Raw genomic sequence first — 24,748 nt, 5'->3', positions numbered from 1 at the left:
ACACTGGCCCGTATGGCCACCCAGACCGAGCAGGCGCTTCACTACGAGGACATGTCCACCCACGAGCTACAGCAGGCCCACACCCGGCTGCTGGATGAACGCGAGAGGCTGCGCCACGACCTGGAGGGGGTGCTGGGACCCGATGAGACCGGACCCGAACAGGTCGCCGCGGCCCGTGCCGAGATCGCCCATGTCGCCGCTCTCCTGCGGCCGATGGCGCCGTTCATCGGCGGCGCGGTGGCCCCCTGGCCCGCCAGGGAAGAGCGCCTGCATCTGTACGCCCTCCCGGACACCTGCGGCGACCACTGCTGTGAGGGCGGCCCCCTGGCCGACGAACTCGACCGGCAGGGGCGGATCCTCCCTGGGCACCGGGATCTGATCACTCCGGTGCCGGCCCGGTGGCGGCACATCACCGTCGGCCGCCTGGGCCAGGCCACCGAGGACGAAGCGGCCCGTCTGGCCGACGCGATCGGCCAGTGGGTGGACCGTCTGGCCGCACCGCCGGTGAAGGCGTTGATGGTCCCGATGGTGACCGAGCACGGGGTGCTCCTCGATGAGGGCCGGCCCGACCCGTGGCGTCGGCCTCCCGGCTGGTCCTGGGAATCCTCCCTGGAGGGAATGGCCGCGCTGCTGCGCACCGGTGCTCGGGACGCCGGTATCGAAGGACCCGACCTACCAACCCGCGTGCACAGCCCCCGCTCCTACCACCTGGCCACCGCCTACTGCCACACCGCCGGCACCGGCCGGGCCTTGGCCGACCGCATCGGCCGCACCCGAGCACTCATCCCGGTGCACGTGCGCTCCCTGGCACTGGTGTGGGTGTCCCAGGACCCCGCGGTCCCGGCCTACACCTGGCGCCCCGTCGCCGAATGGGACCTGACCGGGCAGGGGGAAACGCTGTGAGGGCGCCCGCTCCGGTCCTTGATGAGGCGACCGCCTGGGGGCTGGCCCAGATCCTGACCCGCCAGGCCCTCCACCGCACCCGCGCCCTGGCCCACCGCGAACTCCACAGGGATCTACCCCTGTCCGTGAGTGAGGATCTGGCCCGTACCGTGCTGGTGTGGTTGATCTGGGACCAGTCCCGCGGCCGCGCCCAGCACGACCACCCCGGCATCAACATCGCCAAGGAGTGGCCCACCACGGTTCCTGAGGCCGCCACCGCCTACCAGCGCATGCTCTTGGAGCCTCTGCTGGGAGCCGATGCTGAGACGCAGACCAACATGTGGGTGGAGGCGCTGATGATGATCACCGCCGACCAGGCGATTGTGGCCGAAGGCACGGACCGTCCCAGCGATGGTGAACCGCAGGTGTCGATGACCGTGGACGGCCTGTCCCTGCCCGACCCAGGCGGTACACGGCCTGTGGCCTGCCCGGTGTGCGGAGCCACCAACGACCTGCGCTTGGCCTGGGACGGATACGCCGGCACCGTCACCTGCCCGGACGGGCACGGCGAGTGGCTTCCCGGGATCGGACGCCGCGAGTGGCGATGGATCTACGCCACGGCCACGAGACAGCGATGACCTCCGGTCCTCCACCCGTAGGTGTGCGCTCCCCCAAAGGCGGAGAACAGCACGCCTTGGCCGTGCTCGCCCACCGGGCCGGAGTGGCCTACGCCCCCAACACGGACGTGCTCCTGGTCGCCGTCGACCGATCCGACCGACCGGCGGGATGGGCCGGCGGCACGTTCGATGCCCGATACCCCGGACCCGGCGCTCCGGTCCCGGCCCCGCACGGCTACCTCCAGGCCGTGGTCGTAGACACCGACCACCAACGGCACGGGATCGGCCGGGCACTGGTGAAGTCGTTCGTGGCGGCCGCCGCCCAGTCGGGTGTGGGGTGGGTGTTCGCCGTCCCCGACGAGGACCAGGGCGTGCAAGGCCGGGTCGCATTCTTCGCCGCCTGCGGGCTGGCGCCGGTCCACGACCCCGACGAGGAGTGGCCGGTGATGGGTATTCACCCCACCTAACCTGGTCAGATGGCAGATCAGCGATCCTCAGGGGGCGGGCGGTGGGCGGGGATCCCCTCTCCCGAGGAACCAGGGTGGGAGGGCTGGTGTGTGCACTGGCTGACCGCGCACAGCCCCACCGCTCTGGTCCAGCAGGTCGCGGAGCTGGGCCTGTCCCCGCGCTCGCACGGCCGGCACCTGTGGCGGCACCTGACCCGCCGCGTCACCGCCCTGGAGGCCGACCTCGACCAGGAGCAGGTCGACGGGATCACCGGCCGGGACCTGTCGGCCCGTACCGAGGGCGCCGTGGAGGAGCTGGCCGAAGCCCGCGAGACTTTGAGGATCCTGGAGACCATCGGGCCGTACCTGCCCGGCCGGTGATGGGCATCCTGGTCACATGAGCGAGCACCCCGACCACCCCCACGAACCCGAGGCCGACATCGAGCACCTGGCCGCCACGTTGCGTCGCCGCCGGCACGAGCTGGCCGGCGCCCAGGGCGCCAGGATCGGCCAGGGGCGGGTCGTTCACGGGCTCACCACCCACATGTGGGCCGGGGTCGAAGTACCCGCCGTGCAGTGCCACGCGGCTGTGGACCCGCTGCGGCTGTACCCGGCTCCCGGTCCAATCACGTGCCGCCGGTGCCTGGGACGGGCCAGGGCCGGGCGGGACCAGGTGCCGGGACAGACCAGCATCCTGTAGCGACAGCTTTACGACATAGATCTCTTGGGGGTCCTTCAACCAGGGGTGGCGAAATGCTAGGTAGGTGCGGGGTTTTCGGGGGGCGAGCAGGGTCTGTTGCCTGTCTGGTTGACGGGCTCTGTTGAAACCAGCCGGCGACAAGTGGTTGCCGTAGGTACGTCATGCCGTAGACACGGCAAGCCCTCCCGCGCACAGGAACGGCCCCACACCAGCGTGGTATGGGGCCGTTGTCCTCGGGTCAGTTCTGGGGAGGAGCGATCCCTGAGGCCATGTCCACGAACCGGGAGTAATGGCCCTGGAAAGCCACACTCACATCGGTCGTGGGCCCGTTGCGGTGCTTGACCACCATCAGATCCGCCTCACCGGCCCGCGGCGACTCCTTGTCGTGCATGTCCTCCCGGTAGATCAGGATCACCATGTCCGCGTCCTGCTCCAGGCTGCCGCTCTCCCGCAGCTCCGAGAGCATGGGGCGCTTGTCGGTGCGCTGCTCGGAACCCCTGTTCATCTGAGACAGCGCGATGATCACGATGCCCAACTCCTTGGCCAGGAGCTTCAGCGCTCGGGAGATCTCCCCGACCTCCTGGGTCCGGTTCTCCTTCTTGCCATCGGTGTCCACCAACTGGAGGTAGTCGACCACCGCCAGGCGGATGCCCTCGGTGCGATGCAGGCGCCGGATCTCAGCGCGGATCGCGGAAAGCATCATGATCTTGTCGTGCACGATCAGCGGGGCCTCGGAGATCTTGCTGGCGGCCTTGCCCATCGTGATCCAGTCCGGGTCCTTCATCAGGCTGGAGTCCTTGATCAGGTGCAGCGGAAGTTTCCCCTCAGCTGAGATCAGTCGCTGCCCCAGCTCCTCTTCGCCCATCTCCAGGCTGAAGAACACGCTCGGGTGATCGGCGCCGATCGCGCAGGCTCGAGAAATATCCAGGGCCAGGGTCGATTTGCCCACGGATGGGCGAGCCCCCACGATGATCAGCTGTCCGGGCATGAACCCGCTGGTGAGCGCATCCAGGTCCGCGAATCCGCTGGGCAGACCGACCAGGGTTCCAGGGCCGCGCTTGGACCGTGTCTCAGCACTGTCCACGACCAGCTCCATCAGCGTGTTGGCCCGGGTGCCGGTCTCGGTGGTCGATCCCTGCGTCAGGCTCATCATCTGGCCCTGGATCTGATCGACCAGGTCCAGGGCCTCACCTTCACCGGCGTATCCGAGCTGAGCGGCCCGGGTGCCGACCTCGACCAAGCGGCGCAGCAGGGCCCGGTCGAACACGATCTTGGCGTAGTAGCCGGCGTTGGCGGCGGTGGGGATGGTCTCGGTCAGGGTGTGCAGGTAGGGGGCTCCGCCCACCCGAGTCGCTTCGCCCTGACGGACCAGTTCGGCGTTGACCGTGATGGCATCGACCGGCTCACCCTGGTTGGTCAACTCGCAGATCGCTGAGTAGATGATCTGGTGAGCTGGCCGGTAGAAGTGTTCGGCGTTCAGCATCGCCATCATGTTCACGGCCTCGTCGGGGGAGATCAGCATGCCCCCGAGCACGCTCTGCTCGGCCTGGATGTCGTGCGGGGGGATGCGGGTCTCGTAGGTTTCATCGGTCATGATGAAAGCTCCATCTCTACGCAGGGGTGGGTAAGGGGCGGGGCGCCGGGCCTGCAAGCAGGGCGCCCCGCCCCGTTTCGTGCACGGGGTCGAGCAGGTCAGTTGGCGCCGACGAGTTCGTCCAGGCGCTGAGCGATGTCGGGACGGCGGGCCGGCCCGTACTTCTTGAGCAATCCGGCCAGGACCGGCTTGGAGGACGTGTGGCACACGATGCACGGCATCGGTTCGTGGTGTGCATGGCAGCGGGTGTCGGCCTCAGCGGTCTGGTTGGCCTCTGTACGGGCCTGTGACGCACGCTGAGCGCGCACCGCCTTCAAGTGAGGGTCAAGGTCTTCGGGGTCAAAGCTGGCGAGGTAGCGGCGAATTGAGCCGATGTCCTTGCCCTTGAGCCTCTTGGACTCTTCCCGCAGTCGGGTGATGACGGCTTGGGCCTCTTCAACGGTGGCGTTGGTCATCTCCTGCACCAGGGCGACCCCGACGCCGGCACGGCGTTGTGGTTTTTGGGCCGTAGGCGCTTCATCTTCTTCTTCGACACCACTGGTGATGGGTGTGCTGTTGCTGCTTCCTGAGGAAGAAGAAGACTTCTCTTGACTAGAAGAGGTACCGCCGCACCCATGCGGCCACCCTGGCCGCACCCATGCGGCCACCCTGGCCGCACCCATGCGGCCACCCTGGCCGCACCCATGCGGCCACCCCTCGCAGTCCTGGCCACAAGGAGAGTTCGCGTCGTTTCGGGGTGCGGCATCCGGTTCTGCGTGGTCCTTTTCAACCTGTTCGCGTTCGGCCTTCTCCCGCTTGGCCTGTTCGGCCTCCTGGCGGTGGCGCTCGCGCTCAGCGCGTCGTTTCGCGGCCCGTTCCCCAGCGCGCTCATCCCAGCGTTCCCGGTCCAGGAGGCGGTAGATGCTGGGAATGTTGCTGCGGGGGTTGTTTGGGTCCTTGCGCCGTTCGACCTCCAATAGGCCGTACTCCTCAAGCTTCTTGATGCAGCGGTCAACGGTGTCGACGGACTTGCCGATGCACGCGGCCAGACGCTTGCGGGTGGGGATCTCGTCCTCGTGAACGGTCTCGTCGGTGCCTCGGCTGACCTGGTCGGCGAAGGACGCGAGAGCGGCGTAGAGCGCCTTAACTACGGGTTCGACAGAGCCGTCGCGAGCCAGCTCGGCATCGAACTTGATCCAGTCCATGTCCGGGGCGCGAAGGACGACGGGGTAGGGGACGGTGCCCTCGGTGGTCATCGGGTCTGCTTTCTAGACCTGCGTGACCCACTGAGCTACGCCGTCAGGACCGGAGGGGAGGACCTTGTCACCCATGTCGGGTGCAAACTGTCGTCCCTTCCTGGGTACGATGACGGTGTCTAGTTCCCCGCGCATGCGGGGGTCGTAGCAGAGTGAGTTGCAGGTCACTCGATCTTGGACGAGGCCCGGGCTGCCACCCGGGCCTTCGTCATGTCTGGGGTGAGACGGCTGACCTGGGGTACCGGGAAACACCGCAGGGACCTCCTGCTGTGTTCGGCCCGGCACTCCGCTCAGACGGCTCAGATGAAACTTTGATGATGCGTGCGGTCCGGCACTCGACACAGACGACCGCGTCACGACAGACGCTATCGCCTGGGTAGCGCTCAACGGGCGCTTGAGCCACACCAGAGCCTGTGAAAAAGCCCGGCCGCGAGCGGCCGGGCTTTCGTTCTGCTTCTACGCGGCATGTGCTGCGAGAGACCGCAGTTCTTCCACGTAGTCCTGGGCGTCCTGCTCACCCTTGTACTGGTCAGTGAGGACCTGTCCCAGTTCTTGGCCGACCATCACCAGCGACGGGACGGACTGCCGAGTTCCTTCCAAGGCCTGCCGACCGTAGTCGAGGGCACTGTTGAGGTCGCCGGAGCGAGCTGCGACCACGCCCTTGGTCACGTAGGCCTCCGCCGCTCGCATGGGAGCCACCAGGCGCCCCGACCAGTCCGTGGCGGTGGCGAGAACTTCGTCAGCCAGGCCGTCAGCGAGCCGGTCGCTGCCGGACTTCCTGAGCACGTCCATGGCGTAGAAGTCGTACTTCGCCGGGTCCACAACGAAATGGTGGCTGGGGTCCACGGGCGGAGGCAGCGTTTCCAGCAGCTCGCGGCCGCGTTCGAGGGAAAGCTCCACCCGTCCCTGATTGCCGATACGCGCCCAGGCCTTGGCCTGCTGGGCGTAGAGCTGCACGCTCACCGACTGATCACCAGCCGCATTGATGCCTGCCTCCGCTGCGGTTAGGACCGTGCGGTAGTCCCCTCGGGTGAGGGCGAACCAACAGCTCATCTCGTGTGCCCAGCCGACGATGTTCGTGTCGCCGGCCTCTGTGCCCAGAGTCAGGGCGGACCGGCGCGTGCTCTCCGCCGCTGGGCTGTGGCTGATGTCCTGCTCCAGACAGCCGACTAGGAGTGCGAGCATCCCGGCCAAGGACAGGATCTCGCGATGCTGCGTCAGGCTGACCCGCAGTTCCAGCAGGTCCGCCAGACGCGCCAGCCAGGCCCGCCCCTCGGTCAGGAGCTGGTGGGCGCTGACCACGGGGTAGTCCGAGCAGAGTCGGTCTACCGTGAGCCTCAAGGAGTCCAAGGTGGCCTGGTCCACGGCTGATTTCCGCAGGCGCGCCAGCAGCTCCGGTGTGTCCGCCCCAGGAACGGCGGCCTCCAAAACCTCCTGTGGGCTACGAGGGGCGGCGAAGAAGGCCCCCGAGACGCTGCCGAACAACGCGGCGATCATCTTTTGGTACTCGCCGGAAGGGAGTACACGGCCGCCCTCCCATCGCTTCCACTGATCGAGCATGGTGGCCAGCGAGGGCAGCTCGCGAGTGGTCTCGTACCTCAGGCGTTCGACACAGTCGCGCTGCGTCCACCCTCGGAGCTCCCGTTCCTTCTTGATCCTTCGCGCCCACGGCGCCATCCCGTTCATGCCTTCACGCTCCCGACTCCGTACGGCTTCGTCTAGGTGGCATCTGGGGGGCATCCCCCTGCCCCCCAGATGCCTCTCGCAGGTCAGGGGCGTTTTCGCCACGGTGAAGTCATGCGATCAATCCGCCGCCCACTCGTACTCCAGCACCCACTGGAACGTCGGCATGACGTGCTGTGTGACCTCTACCGGAGTCTCGTCCTCGGTATAGGCGATGTGCAGCACGGAGTAGACCTGCTGGTCTTCTCCCAGGCGCAGGAACGCGGCCTCCTCCTCCGACGGTGGTCGAGTGCGGATGCGCTCCGTGAAGCGAGTTACCCGATGGCCGAGGTCTTCCAGGCGCGAGTACGTTCCTCCAGGCCCGGTGTCCTCCTGTGTGATCGGCGTATCCTGCGCGATCGCCCACGGCACGTAGGACGTCGCGATCTGAACAGGTGTCTCGTCCGCAGTCATATGGCGGTGGCGAATGGCCGCGATGTCGTCCCGGCCGAACTGGAAGATCTCCGCGATCTCCGGCGGAGGAGTCGCAGGCCCCAACTTCACCAGCTTGCTGTGCGGGACGTGTCCCAGGGAACGCACCTCGGTGGCGAAAGCACCCCGAGATTGCCCCTGTTCACGTGCGGTCTTCGTGTACCTGGCCGTCGCGTTTCTCACGATCGGCTTGATCTCGTGCACCACAGTGCCGGTCCCCCTCTCGATGCGGACAAGTCCCTCAGTGCGCAGCGCCATTACGGCTCGTTGCACCACCGGTTGACTCACGTCGAACTCGTCAGCGAGCGACTTCTGGGGCGGGAGGCGTTTCCCGCGGGCGTAGGTGCCGGAGGAGATCCGCTCGCGAATCTCTTCGGCGATCTCTCGATATCGGCTGGTCATGTCGGTCGAATCTTCCCTTCGTCGACACCCTTTATAGCAACCTGCTTGACATAGTATCACTGGAGAGAGATAGTAGGTCTACCGGGAGGCGCTAAGTCACCCGGGGAGATGTCGAAGGAGGAGCGCTATGTCCCTGCTCAGCCAGGTTGTTGCCGCCACCGGCGCCACCCGCGCCGACGTGGCTCGTGTTGCCACCCAGGGCGGCCACACCCAGGACGACTGGGCCATCGCTCACGCCATCCAGACGATCACCGGCCGGTCCGCCTACGAGCTGATGTACACCGCCGGACGCGCCGCCGACATCGCCCAGATCTGGGCCGACACCGGCACCCCGGCCGAGGCCCCCGCCCCGGTCAACCCCCGCGCCGAGTACGTCGAGGACGTCACCGTCTACGCGGAGGACACCTCCCCCGAGTCCCCCAACCGCGTGTCCCCGGACCACCTCAGCGACACCACCGAGGCCCCGACCGAGGACGAACAGCTCCGCACCCAGGCATGGGCCGCCATCGCGGCCATCACCAACGCCCCCCGCGAGGTCATCGACCGCATGGTGGCCCGCTGGACCACCACCACCGCCATCTACACGGGACTCGCGAACGTGCTGCGGTCCAGCCGCCACCCCCGAGCCCGCCGGTTGCACGCCACCTACGTCACCGCCGCCTGAATATCTACGCCGTAAAGCTCACACCCTGTTCCACCTGCGAAAGGACGCACATCATGACGCCTCCGAACAAGGACACCGTCATCAAGGTGATCAAGGCCCTGGACAAGGGCATCTGGGCGACCGCGACCACCCCGGCCGGGCTGATGGTCACCCTCGCCGGAGAGGGCACCGACGACGTCACCGCCGCGCTCCGGGTCGCCGGCTACCTCGTCACCGAGGTGCGCTCCGACACCGTGATGGTCGGCGGCGTGGACCGCCTCGCGCTGCTGGACGCTCAGATCGCCGCGCTGACCGCCGAACGGGATCGCTTGGTCGCCGTCGAGACCACGCCGTTCGTTCCGGCCCTGACCCCGAAGGACCTGGCCCCGAAGGGCATGCGATGAAGCCGCTGGTCGAGCAACTCGCCCGCATCGACCTGGCCGACACCACCCGTCCCGGCGGTGTCCGGGCCCGGGTCGAGGAGGTCGCCGACCTCATCCACGCCGACATCGAGGCCGCACACACCGGCCACCCCGTCCCCGTCGTCCCGATCACCACCGCGAACAGGAGCACCGCCGCATGATCCACCGCCGCTGCCGCACCGAAACCGACCAGTTGCGTGAGCAGGTCGCCCGCCTGGAGGCCGAGGTCCGTGTCGCCGACCGCCGTGCCGGAGACGCCCAGGACGAAGCCGCCCGTCTCCGTAGCGAGACCGAGTCGGCCACCTCCCGTAGCTGGGACGCGGCCGGGGACGCCGAGTGCCTCAGGGACCGGCTCGCCGCCGCCCAGGACCGCGAACAGGACCTGAACCGTCGGATCTGGGAGCTGGAGTGCCAGATCAACGACCTGACCGAGGACGACTCCCCGGTCGCGGTGGCCCGCACCCGACAGACCCGCGCGGTCACCCGGGCCCTGACCTCCGGCATGGAGGGCCGCGCCCAGGTGCTGGCCGCTCTGCCCTGGCAGGCGTTCCACCCCGAGAACGACATCTCGGTCGGGGACTGGGGAGACCGCTGGCAGCTGGACGGAGAGGCGCTGAACACCTCCAGGGCCGAGGACCGGTTGCGGTGGCGGTACGGGCTCACCGAGACCGAGGTCCGGGATCTGTTGGAGGACCTCCGAGCCCGCTACCAGCAGGACCAGCGGGACCGCCTGGCCGAATACGACGCCGCGGCGTCGTTCTGACCCCCTGGGGTGCCCGTCCCCACCAGCACCCGCTGGTGGGGTCTGGGGGACCACCAGGGTCCACACCACACATCTGCGAGGAGCGTGACATGGGTCGCCGCGAGGAGAACACCAGCCAGCCCGGCATCGTGAACATGGGCGGCAACAACAGCTTCACCAACACCGCGTTCGGCAAGGGCGCCACCATCAAGGACGGCAAAGTTGTCAAGGGCACCAAGCTCCCCGACACCAAGAAGGACAAGAAGAAGTAGCTCCCGCCCCTGGGGGACCGCCAGGGGCCACCACCTGTGAGGAGAGCGTCTTGGACGAGGACGATCTGGACCACATCAGCATCGACGACGAGACCGACGGCGGCCTGGCCCTGACCGAGGAGCTGGGCGCCGACATCGGGCCGTTCTGACCAGCCCGTACGAAACGAAGCGAGCCCGCCCGGGATGCACCCCGGGCGGGCTCTTGCACACCTGTCCACCTGCGAAGGAGACAACCGATGTACGACAACGACTTTACCCACCGCGATGCGCTCGATGACATCGAGGAGCTGCTCGCGATCCGGCAGCACTCCCCCCGGTTCTGGGACGCCGACGCCAGCGAGCTGGCCACCGTCGACCCCTACGAGCACCCCTCGGTGGAGGTGGCCGACGCCTTGGAGGGCGGGTGGGACGACCCGGCCGTCGCGGTCGAGGTCCGCGAGCTCCTGGCCGAGGAGGTCCGCCTCACCCCGCTGGGCCAGACCCCCACCGTCCGGCCGCTGGTACACACCATCGACGACGTCCTGGCCGACCGGTTCCCCGCACCCGAGGAGGAGCTGCGCAGTCACGTCCTGGCCCTGGTGCCCGTGGACGGTGCCGGCCTGTGGCCCGCCGCTGACTACGCCGAACGGGGGGCCGCCGCGTGAGCCGGTTCCTGCGCCTGTGTGTCACCTATTACCACTGCGGCACCGCCATGGACTGGGACGTGCTGCGCGCTTCCTACGTGTGCCACTGCGGGGCGACCCGATGAGCGCCCTGATCCTCGTCGTCGCCGTGGCCGCCACCTTCGCGGTGCCCGCGCTCCTGATCCGCCTGACCGGTGGCACCGACGTCATCTTCGCCGAACACGACCTGCCCCGACCTCTTACCCGCCGCGCCCCGAAGGAGGGCTGATGAAGCTCTTGTGGAAGAAGACCGCCAACCCCGCTCCCGAACCGCCGATCGAGGCCGACACCCCGCCGGTCTCCGCTCCGGAGCCGGTGGTCGTCGGAGATCAGGCCCCCGAGCAGGCGCCGCCCGCGGCCGCCGTCACCGAGACCGGGGTCGACTTCACCCGCGTCATCGCTTCGGTGGTCACCGCCGCCAGTGCGGTCTTCACCGTGTGGTCGGTGTGGGACCTGGCCCGCCACGGCGCCGAAGAGGGCCAGGCCGCCCCGCACGTGGTCGGTCTGGGCGCCGGGATCGGTGTGGAGGCCGTGTGGCTGTGGTTGTTGGCCATCGAGTGGCAGCAGGCGACCCGCACCGGCCGCGTGAACCCGGTGCTGACCCGCACCGGGTGGGCGCTGGCCGGCGGGGCCTCCGTGGTCCTGGTCGTGCACGGGGTACTCACCTCTTGGCCCATGGCGCTGTTGGCGGTGCTGCCGCTGGCCGCCAAGGCCGGCTGGCACTGGCTGACCGCACTGCGCTGCGAGCAGACCCGGGCCCGCCTGGACGCTGAGGCCGCTGCGGCCCGCACCGCCGCCGAAGCCGAGCGCCAGGCCCAGGAGGAGACCCGCCGCCAGGAGATGGAGAAGGAGGCCCGCGAGAGCAAGCTGTCGGCCGAGTTGACCGAGGAACAGCGGGCGGAGTTGGCGGCGCTGGAGCGCGAGGCCGCCTACGTCAGTGCCAAGACCGACAAGGAGTTGGCGCTTGACGCCGCCCGCGCCCACGCCGACCAGCAGCGGGCCCTGGCCCAGATCCGCCGTCAGGCCGAGCAGCAGATGACGGTGGACGAGGCCTCCGCCGACATCGAGGTGCGCCGCGCGGAACTGCGCAACCGCATCCACCTGGCCTCGCCGCTCTACAGCGTCCGGGAGCTGCCCGCCGGTGAGGCCCAACAGGTGCCCGATGACCCGTCCGGGTTCGGTGTCCCGCCGGTGGCGGGGTTCGGTGCCGGGCTGAGCGAGCTGCGTGCCCAGGGTGGCGGAATTGGTCGCGCCCCTGGCGGGATTGCCCCTGACCTGGTCGAACACCCTTCCCCGACCGTTGGGGGTGGCGGAATTGGCCGCCAGGGTGGCGACATTGGCGTTGACCAGGGCCAACGCGCCCCGCACCACGCCGCGCGTGTGGCGGCCGGTCGAGGCACCCGCCAGCGGGTGCTGGAGGAGATCGGCTACGCGGGCGCCGGGGTGTCCAACGCCGAGCTCTCCCGCCTGTTGGGCATCAGTCGCACCACGGTGCGCGATCACCGCAACGCCCTGCGGGATGCCGGTCACCCCGTCTACCCCGACTCCGAGTAACCCGTTCCCCGGCCCCCGCAGTGCGGGGGCCGGCCACCCGCCCCGGCGGGTGAGCAGGCCTTCCCCGTCCTTCCCGTCCTGCGGGGCGGGGCGGGTCTGCTCACCACTCCGGGGGTTGTGCCGCTACCGGTGACGCACGGCGAACAGCGCCTGCGAGCCGGCTGCGAACGACCCCACGTCCCTGCCCGCCCCTCACCCGAACGGAGGCCTTGATCAACCTGCCCGACCCCAGAGCCCGCGCCCCGCCTGACGGCGGGGCCGAACCTTTCCGTCACGCATGCAGGCGTGACGGAAACCGCCCCTGTTGACCAGGAAGGAGAACACCTTGGCCACCTCCATGCACCCGTTCCTCGACCCGACCGGCACCCGTTTCGGTGTCCCCACGTTCCCGTGGGGCTGGTCGCACACCTTCGACGCGGACCTGCGCACCAAAGCCCAGCTCCGCGACGAGGGCCTGTCGATCGCGGGGCTGGAGGTGGCCGGCCAGCTCATGTGGCGGTCCACCCGGGCCGGCAGCCGTAACGGGGTGCGCACCGCGTACCTGTACCGCCGCTCGCTGGCCCGCCCGGTCCGCCCTTTGACCCCGGCTCAGGAGCGTGCCCTGAACAGGGCGCATCTGGCACGGCACACCTGCCGCGAGTGCGGCCGGGTGTGGGACGTCTACCTGCCCACTTCCAACGGCGGGCTGTGCCCGCCCCCGGGCGGGTGCGCGGCCTGGGAGGCCCCCGAGGCCGAGCGCCTGGCGGTGGCCTCCTGATGGGCCACCGCACCCAGGTCCACCCGGTGCCGGTCCCGGAGTGGACCCTGCACCGGCCCGCATGTTCGTGCGGGTGGGCCGGCGACATCGTGCGCACCCGCCCGCTCGCGGCCGACCAGGTCGAGGAGCACCTGGCCGAGGCCCACCCCAACACCGACGACAACGAAGTCGAGCAGCCCGCGCTGTTCGACGCCTGACCTGCACATCCACACAAGAACAGGAGGGGCCGATGGCCCTGCCGAACGAGAGCCGTCGCGCCCCTGGGCGTGGGCGGCGACCTGAAGATGCGCCGCGCCTGACCGCGGTGCCCACGAGTGATCCCGAACCGACGCCGGCCCCGGCCGGGTTGCCGGAGGCGTTGGCCTGTGCGGTCCTGGACCCCCAGACCCCGCCCAAGACCAAGCCGAAGGCGCCCGAGCCGCCGGCCTCGGAGCCGGAGGCCCCCTCCGCCCCGCAAACGCCGGCACCTGCCCCCGAGCAGGACCAGGGCGCTCAGGCGGCCGCGGCCGCGAGCGCCGAGTTGGTGGAGGTGGAATCGCGTAGCGCCGCTGAGGCCGAACGCGCCATCCGCTGGCTCGGGGTGACCTACCGGCCGCCGGACGTGTGGCGCGAGCGCCAGCCGAGCCTGCGCGAGGAGTGGGAGTTCGTCATGGACGGCTCCCACCTGCCCGAACAGGGTGTGTGGCGGGCCGCCGCACGCGGCTATGCCGCTCCGACGATCGCTCTGATCGGTGCGCTGCACCTGGCCGTGTGGATCCTGCGGTCCCCGGCCCGGCACGCCACCGCCTGGCTCGTGCTCGCCCTGCCCGTGGTAACCGCCGCTTTCATGCTCTGACCTGCACCGACAACCCTGAAAGGAGTACCCATGTTCACCATCGGCGCGATCCTGTGCCTGGCCCTGTTCTGGTTCCTGCGCAAGAAGGCGCACTGGCTGATCAGCGGATTCTTCGCCGTCTTCGGCGGCGCGTTGTTCGCCTTCTCCTTCCTCGGAGGGTGGGCGTCCCAGCTGATCCTGTGGGTCCTGGGCTTCCTGTTGGGCCTGTTCCCCGAAGCGATCTCGGCCGCGGCCGCACTTTCTGCGATCGCCGTCTTCTTCCTGGTCATGGTCGCCATCGACGTGTGGCGCGACAAGAAGCTCGACGAGTACGGCCAGTGGTGCGCGATCTGCCTGCCGGTGGTCCTGCTGGCTGCCGGCGGCTCCATGGGCTCGGTCGGTGGGTCCGTGGTGACCTCGATGGCCGACGCCGGAACGTCCATGTTCGGCCCGCTGCTGGGCTGGTGAGATACCTGTGGAGATGCTGATCCTGGCCGCCGTGGCGGCCGTGTTCGTCAAGAACGTTGCGTTGGACGTCAGCCACATGGCCACCGGCCGGACTCCGCCTTCGCACGCCTACCGGATGGCGAAGCTGCGGGAGAAGGCGGCCAAGGAGCGGCGCCGTCTGGCGGCCGACCCCGACATGCGGGGCGGGCTGAAGATGGTGCTGCGCCACTGCTACCTGGACGCCTGCGAGGAGTTGGACGCCTGGAGGGCCGGCCGGCACGCCAGCAGGCCCGAACGGCGTGCTGCGGCCCGCGAGCGACGTGCCGACCGGGAGAAGTTCACCGCCCGGTGGGGGTGGCGGCGTGAGGACCCGATGCCCGACGACGCGGACGAAGTCATCGACGCCGAGATCGTCGACGAGGACGAGGGCACCACCCCGCCCCCGGCATCAGGGGGTTCGGGGGGTGCCCGGTCGGGCCGGTCCTCCCGGCGTACCACCACGACCACCACCACGGTGACCGAGGAAGAGACCACCACTCGCCCCGCGGGGTCGGAGGTGGCGGTGGTCAACCCCGACGAGGAAGCGGTCAAGGCGCCGCTGCCGCACCGGCGCATGGTGCTGATGACCATGCTCGCCACCGCCGGCTACGCACCCGACACCGACGCCATCGCCCGCATGACCTCCGAAGAGGTCGACGGGGCCATCGCCGCGCTGGTCGCCCACGAGCGGGCCACCCGCGAAGCCACACACCACTGACCAGCACACACCACCTGGGGTCGGCCACCGAGGCCGGCCCCAGCTTCACCCAACCCTTGGAAGGAACACCTCATGGCGAACATGGGTAACCAGATCGCGTCCAACACCAACTCCACGCTGCGCTACTCCGACGCCTCCGGGCTGGACGCACACGCCCAGACCATCACCGGCATCGGGTCCCTGGTCCAGCAGGGCAACCAGATGCTGGAGATCGTCGAATCCCAGATGCGGGCCGCCGACATGGGCGAGGAGGTCACCACCGAGCTGGCGGTGCTGCGCGATTTGGGCACCGCCTACATCAGCCAGGCCATCAAGGCCCGCGCCAAGCTCGAAGAGGTCAACCGCGCCGTGCAGGAGGCCTATGAGGCCACCCGTGGTCAGGCCGCCGACAAGGCCTACCAGATGGGCGGCCGGTAGCCCCCACGCTCCATCTCCGGGCCGTCTCGCACCTGCGGGGCGGCCCCCTTCTTCTCCGTTTTCGGTGACTGAACGTGATGAGACGACGGTGAGACAAAACCAGCCGTTGTCTCATCACGCTTGTCCCCGAACACGAAGAATCACCCGATTTTCTGGTGAGACAAACCCCCGCCATGGGCCCCGATCCGGGGCTGGGCGGTGGGGGTGAGACACCGAGACATCCCGCCCCACCCCGGGGCGCAAGCACGCACCGTGACCGATCGGAAGGAGGGCCGTCGTGGCCCGCAAGACCAAGAAGACCGCCTCGACCACCCCCGCGCCGGGGAGTGCTTCCCTGCCGCCCGAGGTGTTGGCCGCCCTGGGACAGCCCGCGCGGGAGGAGCCGCGCACCCTCAAGAGTGAGGGGGTGGGCGCCATCATCGCGGCCGGATGGAAGGCGGTGTTCCGCCCCGGCGAACACTCCATCCGCCGCCACATGGCGGCCCAGTTCTATCCCTTCAAGGTCGGGGCGACCGTACTGGCGGCCGGGGTGGTCGCCGCCCGCGCCGCCGAGGTCTCGGGCACGCACGCGATCCTGCTCGCGCTGGCCACCGGCGCCGGCTCCTGGGCGGCGCTGCGCATCCTGGGCACCACCAAGGCCCGCAAACACCGCGCCACGAAGTTGGCATCGGAGTGGGCCGAGATCGACCCCGCCCACGCCCGGGTGTGCTCCTGGGCGGCCGGACTGTGGCTGGTCGCCCTGATCCTCATCCAGCCGGCCACCCTGGCCGCCTGGTGGTGGTCCGGCCTGGTGGGTCTGCTCGCGCTGTTGGCGCTGGGGTCGAGGTTCTGGGCTCACCACCGGGTGCCCCGCGTCCTGGCGCGGGTCGAGGAACACGCCCCGCCGCCCCCGCCGCCGGGGGAGCACCCCATGGCGCGTAAGTGGCGCACACAGGTGGCCTCCGGGCAGGGACCGCTGCCGGGCACCAAGCTCACCGACCTGGACGAGCAGCCCTACGGGTTGCGCGGCCGCCTGCACCTGGTGCCGGGCCGGCAGACCATCAACTCGGTCCGCGCCGCTCTGGGGTACGTGGCCACCGGCCTGGGGGTGGATGAGGCCGACATCCTGGTGGAGCACGTGGAGCCCACCGAGGACGAACCCAAACCCGACTCCTCGGTCCTGGACATCAAGCTCGTGACCGTGGGCCTGCTGAACAAGAAGGTGCCCTTGGAAGCGGGACGTCTGGACATCAACGACGACGGGGAGGTCCAGATCCGGTTGGGCCCCTACGCCGACGGCGACGGCCAGGCCCGCTACCGGCTCTACACCGCCGACTCCATGTGGGGCGGGTTCGTGGCCGGCTCCACCGGCTCGGGCAAGTCCGGGTTGATCGACAACCTCGCCCTGGGGGCGTGGGAAACGAAGAACACCATCGTCATCTACCTGGACCCCAAGAACGGAGGCTCCTCACCCAGGATTTTCGACCGGGCGCACTGGGCCATCCCCAACGACCCCGACACCTGGGACCGGTTGCTCTCAGGCCTGGTGGAACTGGTCGAAGCCCGCGGCCTGGAGAACAGTGCCCGTCTGAAAACGTCGGGGTTCACGCCCACCGCGGCCCGGCCCGGGGTGCTGGTGATCGTGGACGAGTGCCACGCCGTCATCACCTCCGACAACGCCTACCGGGTGGGCCGGATCGCCCGCGAGGGCCGTGCGGCCGGGGTCGCCATGGTGTTGGCCTCCCAGATCTATGGCCTGGACTCCTTCGGTGGCTCCGACGCGGTCCGGGCCAACGTCACCGCCGGCAACACGGTGGCGTTGCGGGTCAGCCGCAACCAGGCGTCCATGATCGCCGACATCACCTTGGACCCCTCCGCGCTGCCCAAGATCACCGGCGTCGGCTTGACCGCTGAAGGGCGCGACGTGGCCTTCCGGGCCGCGTGGGCACCCAACGACACCACCGCCGAGTTGATGGACGCCGCGCTCGAAGGGGCGCCCACCGAGCTGGACCCGCTGGCGGCCGGCGCCCTGGACGCCGGGAGCGGCGGGTTGTACAGCCGCCGGCACGAGATCGCCGCCCAACAGGTCATCGACGCCGAAGCGCGCCTGGCCGCCTACGAGGCCGGGCACACCCCGACCGCCCGGGAGGCCACCGCCCCCCAGGTGGCGTTGTCCAACATCGTCAACCCGTCCCTGGAGAACATGCCCACCTCCATCGACCCGGCGCTGCTCACCGACACCGACCTCGGTCTGGGGATCCTGGCGGCCGCGGGCCGCGACCCCAACGAGACGTTGTTGGCGCGGTGGTCGGGTGCGGCCAAGCGGGTCCTGGAGCTGCTGATCGAGCACGGCAAGCTTCGCCGCGGCGAGATCGAAAAGCAGGTGATGGAAGCCGAGCAGTGCTCCCGGGCCACCGTGGGCCGGGCCATGGACGACCTGGCCGAAGCGTCGGCCATCGAGGCGTTGGCCAACCGCGGCGGCTGGCAACTGGCCGTCTGAAACCACGCTGAGTCACCGAACAAGCGGGTGAGACACCACCACGGATGTCTCACCCGCTTCGTTCCTTCATGCGAAGAATCAACCGATTTTCGCGCGAGACAAACCCTGTTCCGACCCCCTGAACCCGGGGCCGGCCACCCCAGCGAGACAACGACACAACCCGCCCCACCTCGGGAACAGCATCACCCAACGTGAGGAAAGCACCGTGACTGGAACCGTTTTCGTCGCCCTGCTCGCCGGCCATTGGATCGGTGACCACTGGGCCCAGACCGACCACCAGGCCACCGGCAAAGGAGGGCACGGGTGGTCGGGCCGAGCGGCGTGCGCCGCCCATGTGGCCACCCTGACCCTGTGCCAGATGATCGCCCTGGCCCTGGTCGCCGCCACCGTGGGCGAAGGATTCTCCGCCGTCCAAGCCGCCCTGGGGTTGGGGATCAACGCCGCCACCCACTACTGGGCAGACCGCCGCCACACCCTCCAGGGCCTGGCCGCCGTGCTGGGTAAGGGCTCCTACTACGACCGGGGCGGCGCCCCCCACCTGGACCAGGCCTGGCACATGGGCTGGTTGCTGCCGGTCGCGTTGATCATCACCGCCCCCACCGCAGGTTCGGCCCTGCTGCTGAGCGGGCTCAGCGTGGCGGCGCTGTTCGGCCTGGCCCAACTGGCCCGGGTCGGGCGCGGCCTGCCCCACAAGCGCGACGGCGTCTACGTGATCTTGCGCAACAACTAGCCCGGACGTTGGCTCTGACCGCCCCGCAACCACTGGTTGCGGGGCGTGCGGGGGGACCGTCCGGTCCACCGTCACCCGGGTCCGGGTGACGAAAAGCAACGGCCCGCCCCTCCTTGCCCAAGGAACACCGGGGCGGGCCGCGCCTACTCCACAAGGAGCACCACCAGTGTCCAGTAAGACCTGCTGCAAGACGAGCGTCGGCGTCCTCATCTTCTCGCCCGACCGTCGCGAGCTGCTCATGATCGAGCGCAACACGTTGCCGGCCGGGATCGCTCCGGTGGCCGGCCACGCCCTCGATGAGCACGCCAGCTACAAGGCCGCGGCCTACGCCGAGGTGGCCGAGGAGATCGGCCTGACGGTCACCGGCCTGACCGAGCTGGGGGCCGGCGGTTTCCACCCCGGCCGGTGCCGCCGCGCCGGATCCACCGGCCACACCTGGCGCCTGTTCGAGGCCACCGTCACCGGACAGATCGACGCCTCGGTGCGCGAGGTCGCCGCCGTGGGCTGGTGGGACCTGGGAGAGATCCAGCACCTGGCCGAACGCACCGCTGATCACGCCGCGGGGATGCTCACCGCGGCCGAGTTCTCCACCCGGCCCGGCCTGGAACCGGTCTGGTGCCAGTGGCTGAGCGAACTGGGACACGTCGACCTGCCCGGTGAGGACCTGGACGCGATCCGGTCCCTGGCCGCCACCCCGCCCGCCCTGCACTCCTGACCACCCCTGCACACCGAAGGAGACATGCGATGACCTGGATCTGTGACGGCAAGAGCACCGCGGTGCTGATCTACGACGACGCGGGTCGGCTGCTCGCGCACACCCGCGCCACCGCCCCGGCTGGGATTGCGCTGGGGCCCGCCGGCCACGTCGACGACGTCCATCCCGGCGCCACCCACCTGGACGCGGCCGTGTGCGAGACCCAAGAGGAGTACGGCCTCACCGTGGCCCCCGGCGAACTGGAGCCGGTGCTGCACCGGTGGCTGCCCAACCGGTGCGGAGCCGACATCCCCGCACTCCCCCGCGGCGGGCACGAGTGGATGGTCTACCGCGCCCGCACCTGGTCCGGGCAGACGGCGGCCGCCCCCGACGAAGTGAAGGCCCTGCACTGGTGCACCCCCGCCCAACTCCAGCACCTGGCCGAGCGCACCGTCGACTACGTGCGCGGCCGCCTCGCCGACCAGGACTGGCAGGCCTGCCCCGGCATGGAGCCGGTGTGGGTGTACATGGCCGAGATGCTCAACCTCGTTCGCCTGCCCGCCCCGGACCTGGCCGCGGTCCTGGACTACGCCCAGGCTGCCCCCTCCCCCGTCCGCTGAACACGTTCACCCCTCGCGGCCGCCCCACACCGGGGCGGCCGCTTCCTTACCCACGAGAAGCAGGAGAGATCTTGACCGCCACCACGATGACCCCGACCCAGGCTGTGCGCACCCACCCGGCCGTGCGCAGTGCCCACGAGACCCTGCACCGCGCCTTGGAGAGCGCCACCGACCCCCAGGTGCGCACCGCCCTGGACCGGATCGCCCACACCTTGCGCATCGACCCCACCCTGGCCCTGGACCACGAAACCCAGTACGGCCTGGACCTGATCATGGAGCTGCGTCGACAGATCGGGACGCTGACCCGCAAGGCCGACCGGGCACGAGAGCGCGCCGGGCTGCTGGCCGACCCCGACCTGGCCCCAGACGAGCGCGCGGCCCGGATCAGCCGGCTGGGCAAGATTCACCCGGGCGCCATCGAGGAGGAGGTCGAGGTCCGCGAGCGCCTGGAGCAGAAGGTCGACGAACTGGCCAGTCGGGCCCGGTCGGATTGGGACACCCCCGAGCGCCTGGCCGAGCTGGCCCGCACCCTGCTGCCCCGCAGCGAAGACGTGCAGAAGGAGGCCGCCCGGCTGCGATCCTCGCTACAGGCGTCGGCCGTTTTGGCCCCCGGCGACCCTCAGGTGCTCCGGTTCCAAGAGCTGGCCGAGCAGATGCACACGGTCGGCCGCACCATGCAGCAGGGAGAGCGCGCGTGACCCACTCCGACATCCTGGCCCTCATAGAAGCCGGCCGCGTGGACCTGTACGAGGAGATCGAGGTCGACACCACCGACGACAGCGCCGCGGGGCGACTGGCCGACGTGGACGCCGACCGTCTGTTCCTCGACCTGGATGAGGCCGAGCACGGCGAGCAGGACGAGCCCTGGTCCACCGCGCTGGGAGCCATCACTGCCCTGCACCGGATGCGCAAAAACCGCCACTTCTGGGAGCCCCGGCTAGAACAGATCTGGCCCCGGGCAGCCTAAGAAACGCCCCTGAACTGCAACGATGCCCTCAGGTTGAGTGTGCCGGCCGGTATCAGCGGCCCATGCTAGGGCCCAGGAGAGGCCCTGTTCGTGCGCCTGTGGGCATCTGGCAGAGCCGATTTTCCTCCGAGGTTTGAGCTTTCTCCGGGCAGGGAGGACCTTGATCTCTACGCTGGTCACAGCGCTGATCACCCCGTACAGGAGCCCCATGAGCCACACAAACGAGTACGACCTGAACCGCCGTTTGGCTGAACGGTTCATCGAACAGGCAGCGGACTACGACGACCCCCAGATCAGTTCCGCCCGCCTGGCCGCGGCGCAGGTTCACGCGACCCTGGCCGTGGCCGCCGCTACGATGGCCCTCGCCGAGAGCCACAACGAGCAGCCAGTGATCGAGTGATCTGAGCGGCACCCTCCGATCGGCCCTCATTCGAGGTCGAGAAGCTGAAACCGGCCCGAGCAACCATGGTTGCTCGGGCCGGTTTTTTCATGCCCGCATCACGAGGCGGCGCGTCTCGGGAAAGGGTCTGACTTCCGAGAACTTTGCCTCTCGCCGTAGCTTCGGAAGATGTAGGCCCAATAGCATGCGGCTCATGCCTACCCCAGAAGAAATCGACGCCGCCCGCACACCTGCCGGTGGGTGGACCCGAGAGACCTTGGCTCAGTGGGGAGTCCCGTGGCCGCCACCGAAAGGATGGCGCCAGCAGCTGATAGCTGGCGCCCCCACCGAAGCCTTCGCGGACGAGAAGACTCAGGATCACCCTGAGCCCTTGTTCTGATGCTGTAGGCCCGGTTCTCCGGAAGCTACGGCGAGGGGCAAAGTAGTACGAGGACGGGGCCCACGGTCGCATCACTCATTTGCCGGAGTGATGACGGCGTGGACATCCTTCTTCCACCTTCGGTCCTCATCGTCGGTGAAGCGCACTGCGAGCTTGTCCACCTCAGAACGCGCCCCCTCTTCAGGGAAGGCGAACACTGCACGACCGCCAGGGCGAAGCGGCACGAGGTCCTCCGGCACCAGACGCACTCCAAAGTCGGGGTCCTCATTGTTCATGGATGCTCTGGTCGGGCGGAAGCATGCCGCTGTGACCGCTAGCTCACGAATGGGGTACGCGCCCTTGTTGGTCACGCAAGCCAACAGGGCGTTCAGAGGATCGGGATGCTTGGGCAAGTAGCTGAGAACCACCTGCTCGAACTGCTCCGTGCTGTCGTCAACCAAGGGGTTGAAGTAGAGCGCGCAAATCTCGACTTGGTCGGCGTGCTCCCGCACCCGTTTCTTTTCGAGAGCACGGGCCTCATCCACTTGAAGCGTGAGGTGGTCCAACTCAGTCGACAATTTGACGAGCTCGGGCTTGAGCTTGCGGTGCGAGATCCAGACCGCCACGAAAGGCGCGATGAGAGCCATCGCAGAAATGACCAACCGGAGAGTTTCCATAGATGCCTTCGACTGAGCACGACTCGTGGTGGACGACCTCTGCGCAGAAGGCTCGTCGTGTAGGGCATACAGGTTACCGAAGGGCACTTACTGGTCATCCGGGTACGGCATGTGGCCACTGCCGCCACCGACCCGCACCTGAGTGGCCGGATCGTCTCCTACACGGCCGCTCAGGTGGTCGAAGTCCAAGAGATGGGGTTCAGGGTCCTCGCGCGCCACTGGCCAGTTGTGGCTTTCCCTGCTCACCGGTGAAGGACTGGCTGTAGCGTGACGCTGCTCTACCCTCCGTAGCGAAAGATGGTCATGGTCGACATCACCGATTCCGCGCCCACCAACCGCTTGATCAAGCTCCTCATGATGCTCCCGGGGGTCGAGGAGGATTACTACAGGATCTGGCGTCAGAGCAGCCTTGACGGCCCTCCTGTGGCCCTGCGGTGGCCGCGTTCGTGGGCGGCCTGACGGGTGATCCCGAGTACCGCGCCGACCTGAGCCCAGGACGCCTGTCCTCCGGGAGCCTCAGGATCGCGGGCCGCAGCGAACGCGGCCGCTTCAGTGCGCTCCCACAGCCGGCGCATCTGTTCCAGCAATCCGAGCACGGCCAGGCGCCCGACCCGGTCCAGCTCCGGATCGGCCTGGGCGGCGGTCACCAGGTCCTCCACGGGCAGGGTGCGCAAGGGGTTGAGGAACATCGGAACGAAAATCCACGCTTAGCGCACGATCCTGTTCCGTTGTTCCTCGCGCCCCTACTCGTACTTCAGCTCCGCGAAGCAGGATGAAAAAGGCTCGATGTCCGAGGTCGCCGATATGCTCAGCCTGAACCCCCTCGATACGCTGCGGAAGCGTCGCAGCGAGCGCCGTAGGACGGCTCTATGACCAGGAGGAGCCGCCGATGGCGTGGGAAGACAACTATCGGGACCATGAGCTGTGGAGCTCTGTGGCGGACGCTCTGGAGGCAGTGTCCAAGGTCCCTGCCGACGACCTCACCGACGACCTGATCCACCTTCGCGCGCTCCTCACGGAGATCAGTGGTCACGCGGACCAGCCGCACGCCGCACTGGCGACGGAGCATCTCACGCAGGTCAAGAAAACCGTCGCGACCATCAACGCCGCGCTCCCCGACTCTCCCGCGAAAATCTTTTCCCTGCAGCCGAACCGGGCTGCTCCGAGCCCCTTCGTCCAGCTCGCGCAGTACATGCGTACCTGGCCGGCGACCGGGACAACACGGCTCAGCGGACTGGGCTTGCGGGCCGAGGAGGTCGAGGCGGCGTTCAAGGCCCTGAATGAACGGCTCGACGAGCGCCTGTCGGAAGTCGAGACGCAGTCGAGCGAGCAGTCGGAGACGATCGCAGCAGCGCTCAACGAGCACAAGGCCGCTCTGACGGAGCAGCGGACGCAGTTCACGGCACTCGTCGAAGAGAAGACCGCCGAGCTGCAGGACGAGCTCACGCGTCTGCAAGAAGCCGCGAGAGACGCGGCCTCGATCATCGAGCAGCAGAAGACACGGCTCGACTCAGCGCTCTCCTCCCACCAGGAGAAGTTCTCATCTGCACAGGACGAACGCACCGAGAAGTGGTCTGACCTCCTTGCAGCGAACGAGACAAAGCTGCAGGAACACCTCGCATCGATGCGCGGGCACGAGGAACAGTCGCGGAACGTTCTGTCGGCGGTGGGCGTCAACGCAACGGCCACCGACTACGGCGCGTACGCGAACGCGCAGAGTGAGGCCGCCAACCGGTGGCGCATCGGTGCGGTCATCGCGCTGTCGATCGCCGCCACCGCGTTCCTCCTTGTGGCCGGTGCCCCGCTGTTCGGCGTTGGTGGGGACTCGGAGTGGTGGGAGGTTGTCCTGCAGAAGCTCAGCGCACCGGTCGGCGCCGCCGCCGTCGGCTACGTCCTCATCAGGGAGTCGGGGCAGCACCGCAAGGAGGAGCGCTCGGCACGTCAGGTGCAGCTGACCCTCACAGCCCTTGAACCATTCATTGTCAACCTGCCAGAGCCGCAGAAGGAGCGCATCCGCGTCGAGACCGCACGGCGCATCTTCGCCGAGCAGCGGAACGAGTCACCGACGATCGTCACATCGGCCTCGGAGGACGAGGCGGAGGTGAAGAAGTAGGGCGTCCGGCCGCGACGCCCTCGAGGGTCGAGGAGGATTTCTACAGGATCTGGCGGTAGCGCTGTGATCTGCCCCGCCCCCGTAACCCATCGGTTGCGGGGGCATCTCAATGTCTGAGTCAAGCCACCGACGGGATGGGACGGGCGTAGGGGCGCCCGTCCCGCAACATCGCCCAAAGCACGTTGATTCGCTG

The 24,748-nt window shown here is 68.8% G+C and carries 33 protein-coding genes; 27 read left to right on the top strand and 6 right to left on the bottom strand.

Annotation, left to right across the window (positions count from 1 at the left end):
- Positions 1-12: 12 nt before the first annotated feature.
- From ACWGKS_RS27200 to ACWGKS_RS27180, 5 genes are read left to right on the top strand one after another with little or no spacing between them, the layout of a single operon-like run.
- Positions 13-903: a hypothetical protein gene (locus ACWGKS_RS27200; RefSeq protein ID WP_452524558.1), complete on the top strand. Its 891-nt coding sequence runs from the start codon at positions 13-15 to the stop codon at positions 901-903.
- Positions 900-1,520 (top strand): hypothetical protein, encoded by a 621-nt coding sequence (locus ACWGKS_RS27195; protein ID WP_452524556.1) that lies wholly within the window; start codon positions 900-902, stop codon positions 1,518-1,520. Before ACWGKS_RS27200 ends, ACWGKS_RS27195 begins: the two co-directional genes overlap by 4 nt.
- Before the next feature lie 23 nt (positions 1,521-1,543).
- Positions 1,544-1,966 (top strand): GNAT family N-acetyltransferase, encoded by a 423-nt coding sequence (locus ACWGKS_RS27190; RefSeq protein ID WP_452524554.1) that lies wholly within the window; start codon positions 1,544-1,546, stop codon positions 1,964-1,966.
- 9 nt (positions 1,967-1,975) lie between these two features.
- Positions 1,976-2,326, top strand: coding sequence for a hypothetical protein (locus ACWGKS_RS27185; protein ID WP_452524552.1), 351 nt, complete (start codon positions 1,976-1,978; stop codon positions 2,324-2,326).
- Between the two features lie 16 nt (positions 2,327-2,342).
- Complete coding sequence (locus ACWGKS_RS27180) at positions 2,343-2,645, top strand: hypothetical protein (RefSeq protein ID WP_452524550.1); 303 nt, start codon at positions 2,343-2,345, stop codon at positions 2,643-2,645.
- Positions 2,646-2,883: 238 nt separating this feature from the next.
- Here the strand turns inward: ACWGKS_RS27180 and dnaB are convergent, their stop codons facing one another.
- The 4 genes from dnaB to ACWGKS_RS27160 all read right to left on the bottom strand — a co-directional run bounded on the left by dnaB (position 2,884) and on the right by ACWGKS_RS27160 (position 8,030).
- Positions 2,884-4,239 carry a replicative DNA helicase gene (dnaB, locus tag ACWGKS_RS27175; RefSeq protein ID WP_452524549.1) on the bottom strand — a complete coding sequence of 452 codons (1,356 nt, stop codon included), beginning with the start codon at positions 4,237-4,239 and terminating at the stop codon, positions 2,884-2,886.
- 98 nt (positions 4,240-4,337) lie between these two features.
- Entirely contained in the window at positions 4,338-5,474 is a 1,137-nt protein-coding gene (locus ACWGKS_RS27170) for a hypothetical protein (protein ID WP_452524547.1), read from the bottom strand.
- Between the two features lie 456 nt (positions 5,475-5,930).
- Positions 5,931-7,160: a helix-turn-helix domain-containing protein gene (locus ACWGKS_RS27165; protein WP_452524545.1), complete on the bottom strand. Its 1,230-nt coding sequence runs from the start codon at positions 7,158-7,160 to the stop codon at positions 5,931-5,933.
- Between the two features lie 117 nt (positions 7,161-7,277).
- Complete coding sequence (locus ACWGKS_RS27160; RefSeq protein WP_452524543.1) at positions 7,278-8,030, bottom strand: GntR family transcriptional regulator; 753 nt, start codon at positions 8,028-8,030, stop codon at positions 7,278-7,280.
- A gap of 127 nt (positions 8,031-8,157) precedes the next feature.
- Between ACWGKS_RS27160 and ACWGKS_RS27155 the strand changes: the two genes are divergently transcribed.
- The 21 genes from ACWGKS_RS27155 to ACWGKS_RS27055 all read left to right on the top strand — a co-directional run bounded on the left by ACWGKS_RS27155 (position 8,158) and on the right by ACWGKS_RS27055 (position 21,407).
- Entirely contained in the window at positions 8,158-8,694 is a 537-nt protein-coding gene (locus ACWGKS_RS27155; protein WP_452524541.1) for a hypothetical protein, read from the top strand.
- A gap of 53 nt (positions 8,695-8,747) precedes the next feature.
- Positions 8,748-9,077 (top strand): hypothetical protein, encoded by a 330-nt coding sequence (locus ACWGKS_RS27150; RefSeq protein WP_452524539.1) that lies wholly within the window; start codon positions 8,748-8,750, stop codon positions 9,075-9,077.
- A complete protein-coding gene (locus ACWGKS_RS27145; protein ID WP_452524537.1) occupies positions 9,074-9,256 on the top strand; it encodes a hypothetical protein in 183 nt (60 codons plus the stop codon). The genes ACWGKS_RS27150 and ACWGKS_RS27145 overlap by 4 nt, the downstream gene beginning before the upstream one ends.
- A complete protein-coding gene (locus ACWGKS_RS27140; protein ID WP_452524535.1) occupies positions 9,253-9,858 on the top strand; it encodes a hypothetical protein in 606 nt (201 codons plus the stop codon). Before ACWGKS_RS27145 ends, ACWGKS_RS27140 begins: the two co-directional genes overlap by 4 nt.
- A gap of 89 nt (positions 9,859-9,947) precedes the next feature.
- Positions 9,948-10,109, top strand: a complete 162-nt coding sequence (locus tag ACWGKS_RS27135; protein WP_452524533.1) for a hypothetical protein — start codon at positions 9,948-9,950, stop codon at positions 10,107-10,109.
- Positions 10,110-10,345: 236 nt separating this feature from the next.
- A complete protein-coding gene (locus tag ACWGKS_RS27130; RefSeq protein ID WP_452524532.1) occupies positions 10,346-10,753 on the top strand; it encodes a hypothetical protein in 408 nt (135 codons plus the stop codon).
- A gap of 100 nt (positions 10,754-10,853) precedes the next feature.
- Positions 10,854-11,000 carry a hypothetical protein gene (locus ACWGKS_RS27125; RefSeq protein WP_452524530.1) on the top strand — a complete coding sequence of 49 codons (147 nt, stop codon included), beginning with the start codon at positions 10,854-10,856 and terminating at the stop codon, positions 10,998-11,000.
- On the top strand, positions 11,000-12,325 hold the full coding sequence (locus ACWGKS_RS27120) for a winged helix-turn-helix transcriptional regulator (RefSeq protein ID WP_452524528.1): 1,326 nt from the start codon (positions 11,000-11,002) through the stop codon (positions 12,323-12,325). The genes ACWGKS_RS27125 and ACWGKS_RS27120 overlap by 1 nt, the downstream gene beginning before the upstream one ends.
- A 325-nt stretch (positions 12,326-12,650) precedes the next feature.
- Entirely contained in the window at positions 12,651-13,082 is a 432-nt protein-coding gene (locus tag ACWGKS_RS27115) for an RRQRL motif-containing zinc-binding protein (protein ID WP_452524526.1), read from the top strand.
- Positions 13,082-13,279, top strand: a complete 198-nt coding sequence (locus ACWGKS_RS27110) for a hypothetical protein (RefSeq protein ID WP_452524524.1) — start codon at positions 13,082-13,084, stop codon at positions 13,277-13,279. Before ACWGKS_RS27115 ends, ACWGKS_RS27110 begins: the two co-directional genes overlap by 1 nt.
- Before the next feature lie 32 nt (positions 13,280-13,311).
- Positions 13,312-13,917 carry a hypothetical protein gene (locus ACWGKS_RS27105; protein ID WP_452524522.1) on the top strand — a complete coding sequence of 202 codons (606 nt, stop codon included), beginning with the start codon at positions 13,312-13,314 and terminating at the stop codon, positions 13,915-13,917.
- 30 nt (positions 13,918-13,947) lie between these two features.
- Positions 13,948-14,364: a hypothetical protein gene (locus tag ACWGKS_RS27100; RefSeq protein WP_452524520.1), complete on the top strand. Its 417-nt coding sequence runs from the start codon at positions 13,948-13,950 to the stop codon at positions 14,362-14,364.
- A 7-nt stretch (positions 14,365-14,371) separates the two neighbouring features.
- Positions 14,372-15,100 (top strand): hypothetical protein, encoded by a 729-nt coding sequence (locus tag ACWGKS_RS27095; protein ID WP_452524518.1) that lies wholly within the window; start codon positions 14,372-14,374, stop codon positions 15,098-15,100.
- 72 nt (positions 15,101-15,172) lie between these two features.
- Positions 15,173-15,517, top strand: coding sequence for a hypothetical protein (locus ACWGKS_RS27090; protein ID WP_452524516.1), 345 nt, complete (start codon positions 15,173-15,175; stop codon positions 15,515-15,517).
- 277 nt (positions 15,518-15,794) lie between these two features.
- Positions 15,795-17,996: a type IV secretory system conjugative DNA transfer family protein gene (locus ACWGKS_RS27085; protein ID WP_452524514.1), complete on the top strand. Its 2,202-nt coding sequence runs from the start codon at positions 15,795-15,797 to the stop codon at positions 17,994-17,996.
- Positions 17,997-18,201: 205 nt separating this feature from the next.
- Positions 18,202-18,726 (top strand): hypothetical protein, encoded by a 525-nt coding sequence (locus tag ACWGKS_RS27080; protein ID WP_452524512.1) that lies wholly within the window; start codon positions 18,202-18,204, stop codon positions 18,724-18,726.
- A gap of 166 nt (positions 18,727-18,892) precedes the next feature.
- Positions 18,893-19,441 carry an NUDIX domain-containing protein gene (locus ACWGKS_RS27075; protein ID WP_452524510.1) on the top strand — a complete coding sequence of 183 codons (549 nt, stop codon included), beginning with the start codon at positions 18,893-18,895 and terminating at the stop codon, positions 19,439-19,441.
- Positions 19,442-19,470: 29 nt separating this feature from the next.
- The gene (locus ACWGKS_RS27070) at positions 19,471-20,040 is read left to right on the top strand and encodes an NUDIX hydrolase (protein ID WP_452524508.1); all 570 of its coding nucleotides are present in this window, start codon (positions 19,471-19,473) and stop codon (positions 20,038-20,040) included.
- Positions 20,041-20,111: 71 nt separating this feature from the next.
- Positions 20,112-20,738, top strand: a complete 627-nt coding sequence (locus tag ACWGKS_RS27065; RefSeq protein ID WP_452524506.1) for a hypothetical protein — start codon at positions 20,112-20,114, stop codon at positions 20,736-20,738.
- Complete coding sequence (locus ACWGKS_RS27060; RefSeq protein ID WP_452524504.1) at positions 20,735-21,007, top strand: hypothetical protein; 273 nt, start codon at positions 20,735-20,737, stop codon at positions 21,005-21,007. The genes ACWGKS_RS27065 and ACWGKS_RS27060 overlap by 4 nt, the downstream gene beginning before the upstream one ends.
- 208 nt (positions 21,008-21,215) lie before the next feature.
- Positions 21,216-21,407, top strand: coding sequence for a hypothetical protein (locus ACWGKS_RS27055; RefSeq protein ID WP_452524502.1), 192 nt, complete (start codon positions 21,216-21,218; stop codon positions 21,405-21,407).
- A 450-nt stretch (positions 21,408-21,857) separates the two neighbouring features.
- On the opposite strand, the gene ACWGKS_RS27050 is transcribed toward ACWGKS_RS27055, so the two are convergent.
- Entirely contained in the window at positions 21,858-22,412 is a 555-nt protein-coding gene (locus ACWGKS_RS27050; RefSeq protein WP_452524500.1) for a hypothetical protein, read from the bottom strand.
- Between the two features lie 428 nt (positions 22,413-22,840).
- Positions 22,841-23,131: a hypothetical protein gene (locus tag ACWGKS_RS27045; RefSeq protein ID WP_452524498.1), complete on the bottom strand. Its 291-nt coding sequence runs from the start codon at positions 23,129-23,131 to the stop codon at positions 22,841-22,843.
- A 200-nt stretch (positions 23,132-23,331) separates the two neighbouring features.
- On the opposite strand from ACWGKS_RS27045, the gene ACWGKS_RS27040 reads away from it, so the two are divergent.
- On the top strand, positions 23,332-24,555 hold the full coding sequence (locus ACWGKS_RS27040) for a hypothetical protein (protein ID WP_452524496.1): 1,224 nt from the start codon (positions 23,332-23,334) through the stop codon (positions 24,553-24,555).
- Positions 24,556-24,748 lie beyond the last annotated feature (193 nt).

The organism is Nocardiopsis sp. NPDC055879 (genome assembly GCF_053615935.1).
Note: the sequence above shows the minus strand (reverse complement) of the source record. Positions and strands in the feature narration are given on the sequence as shown.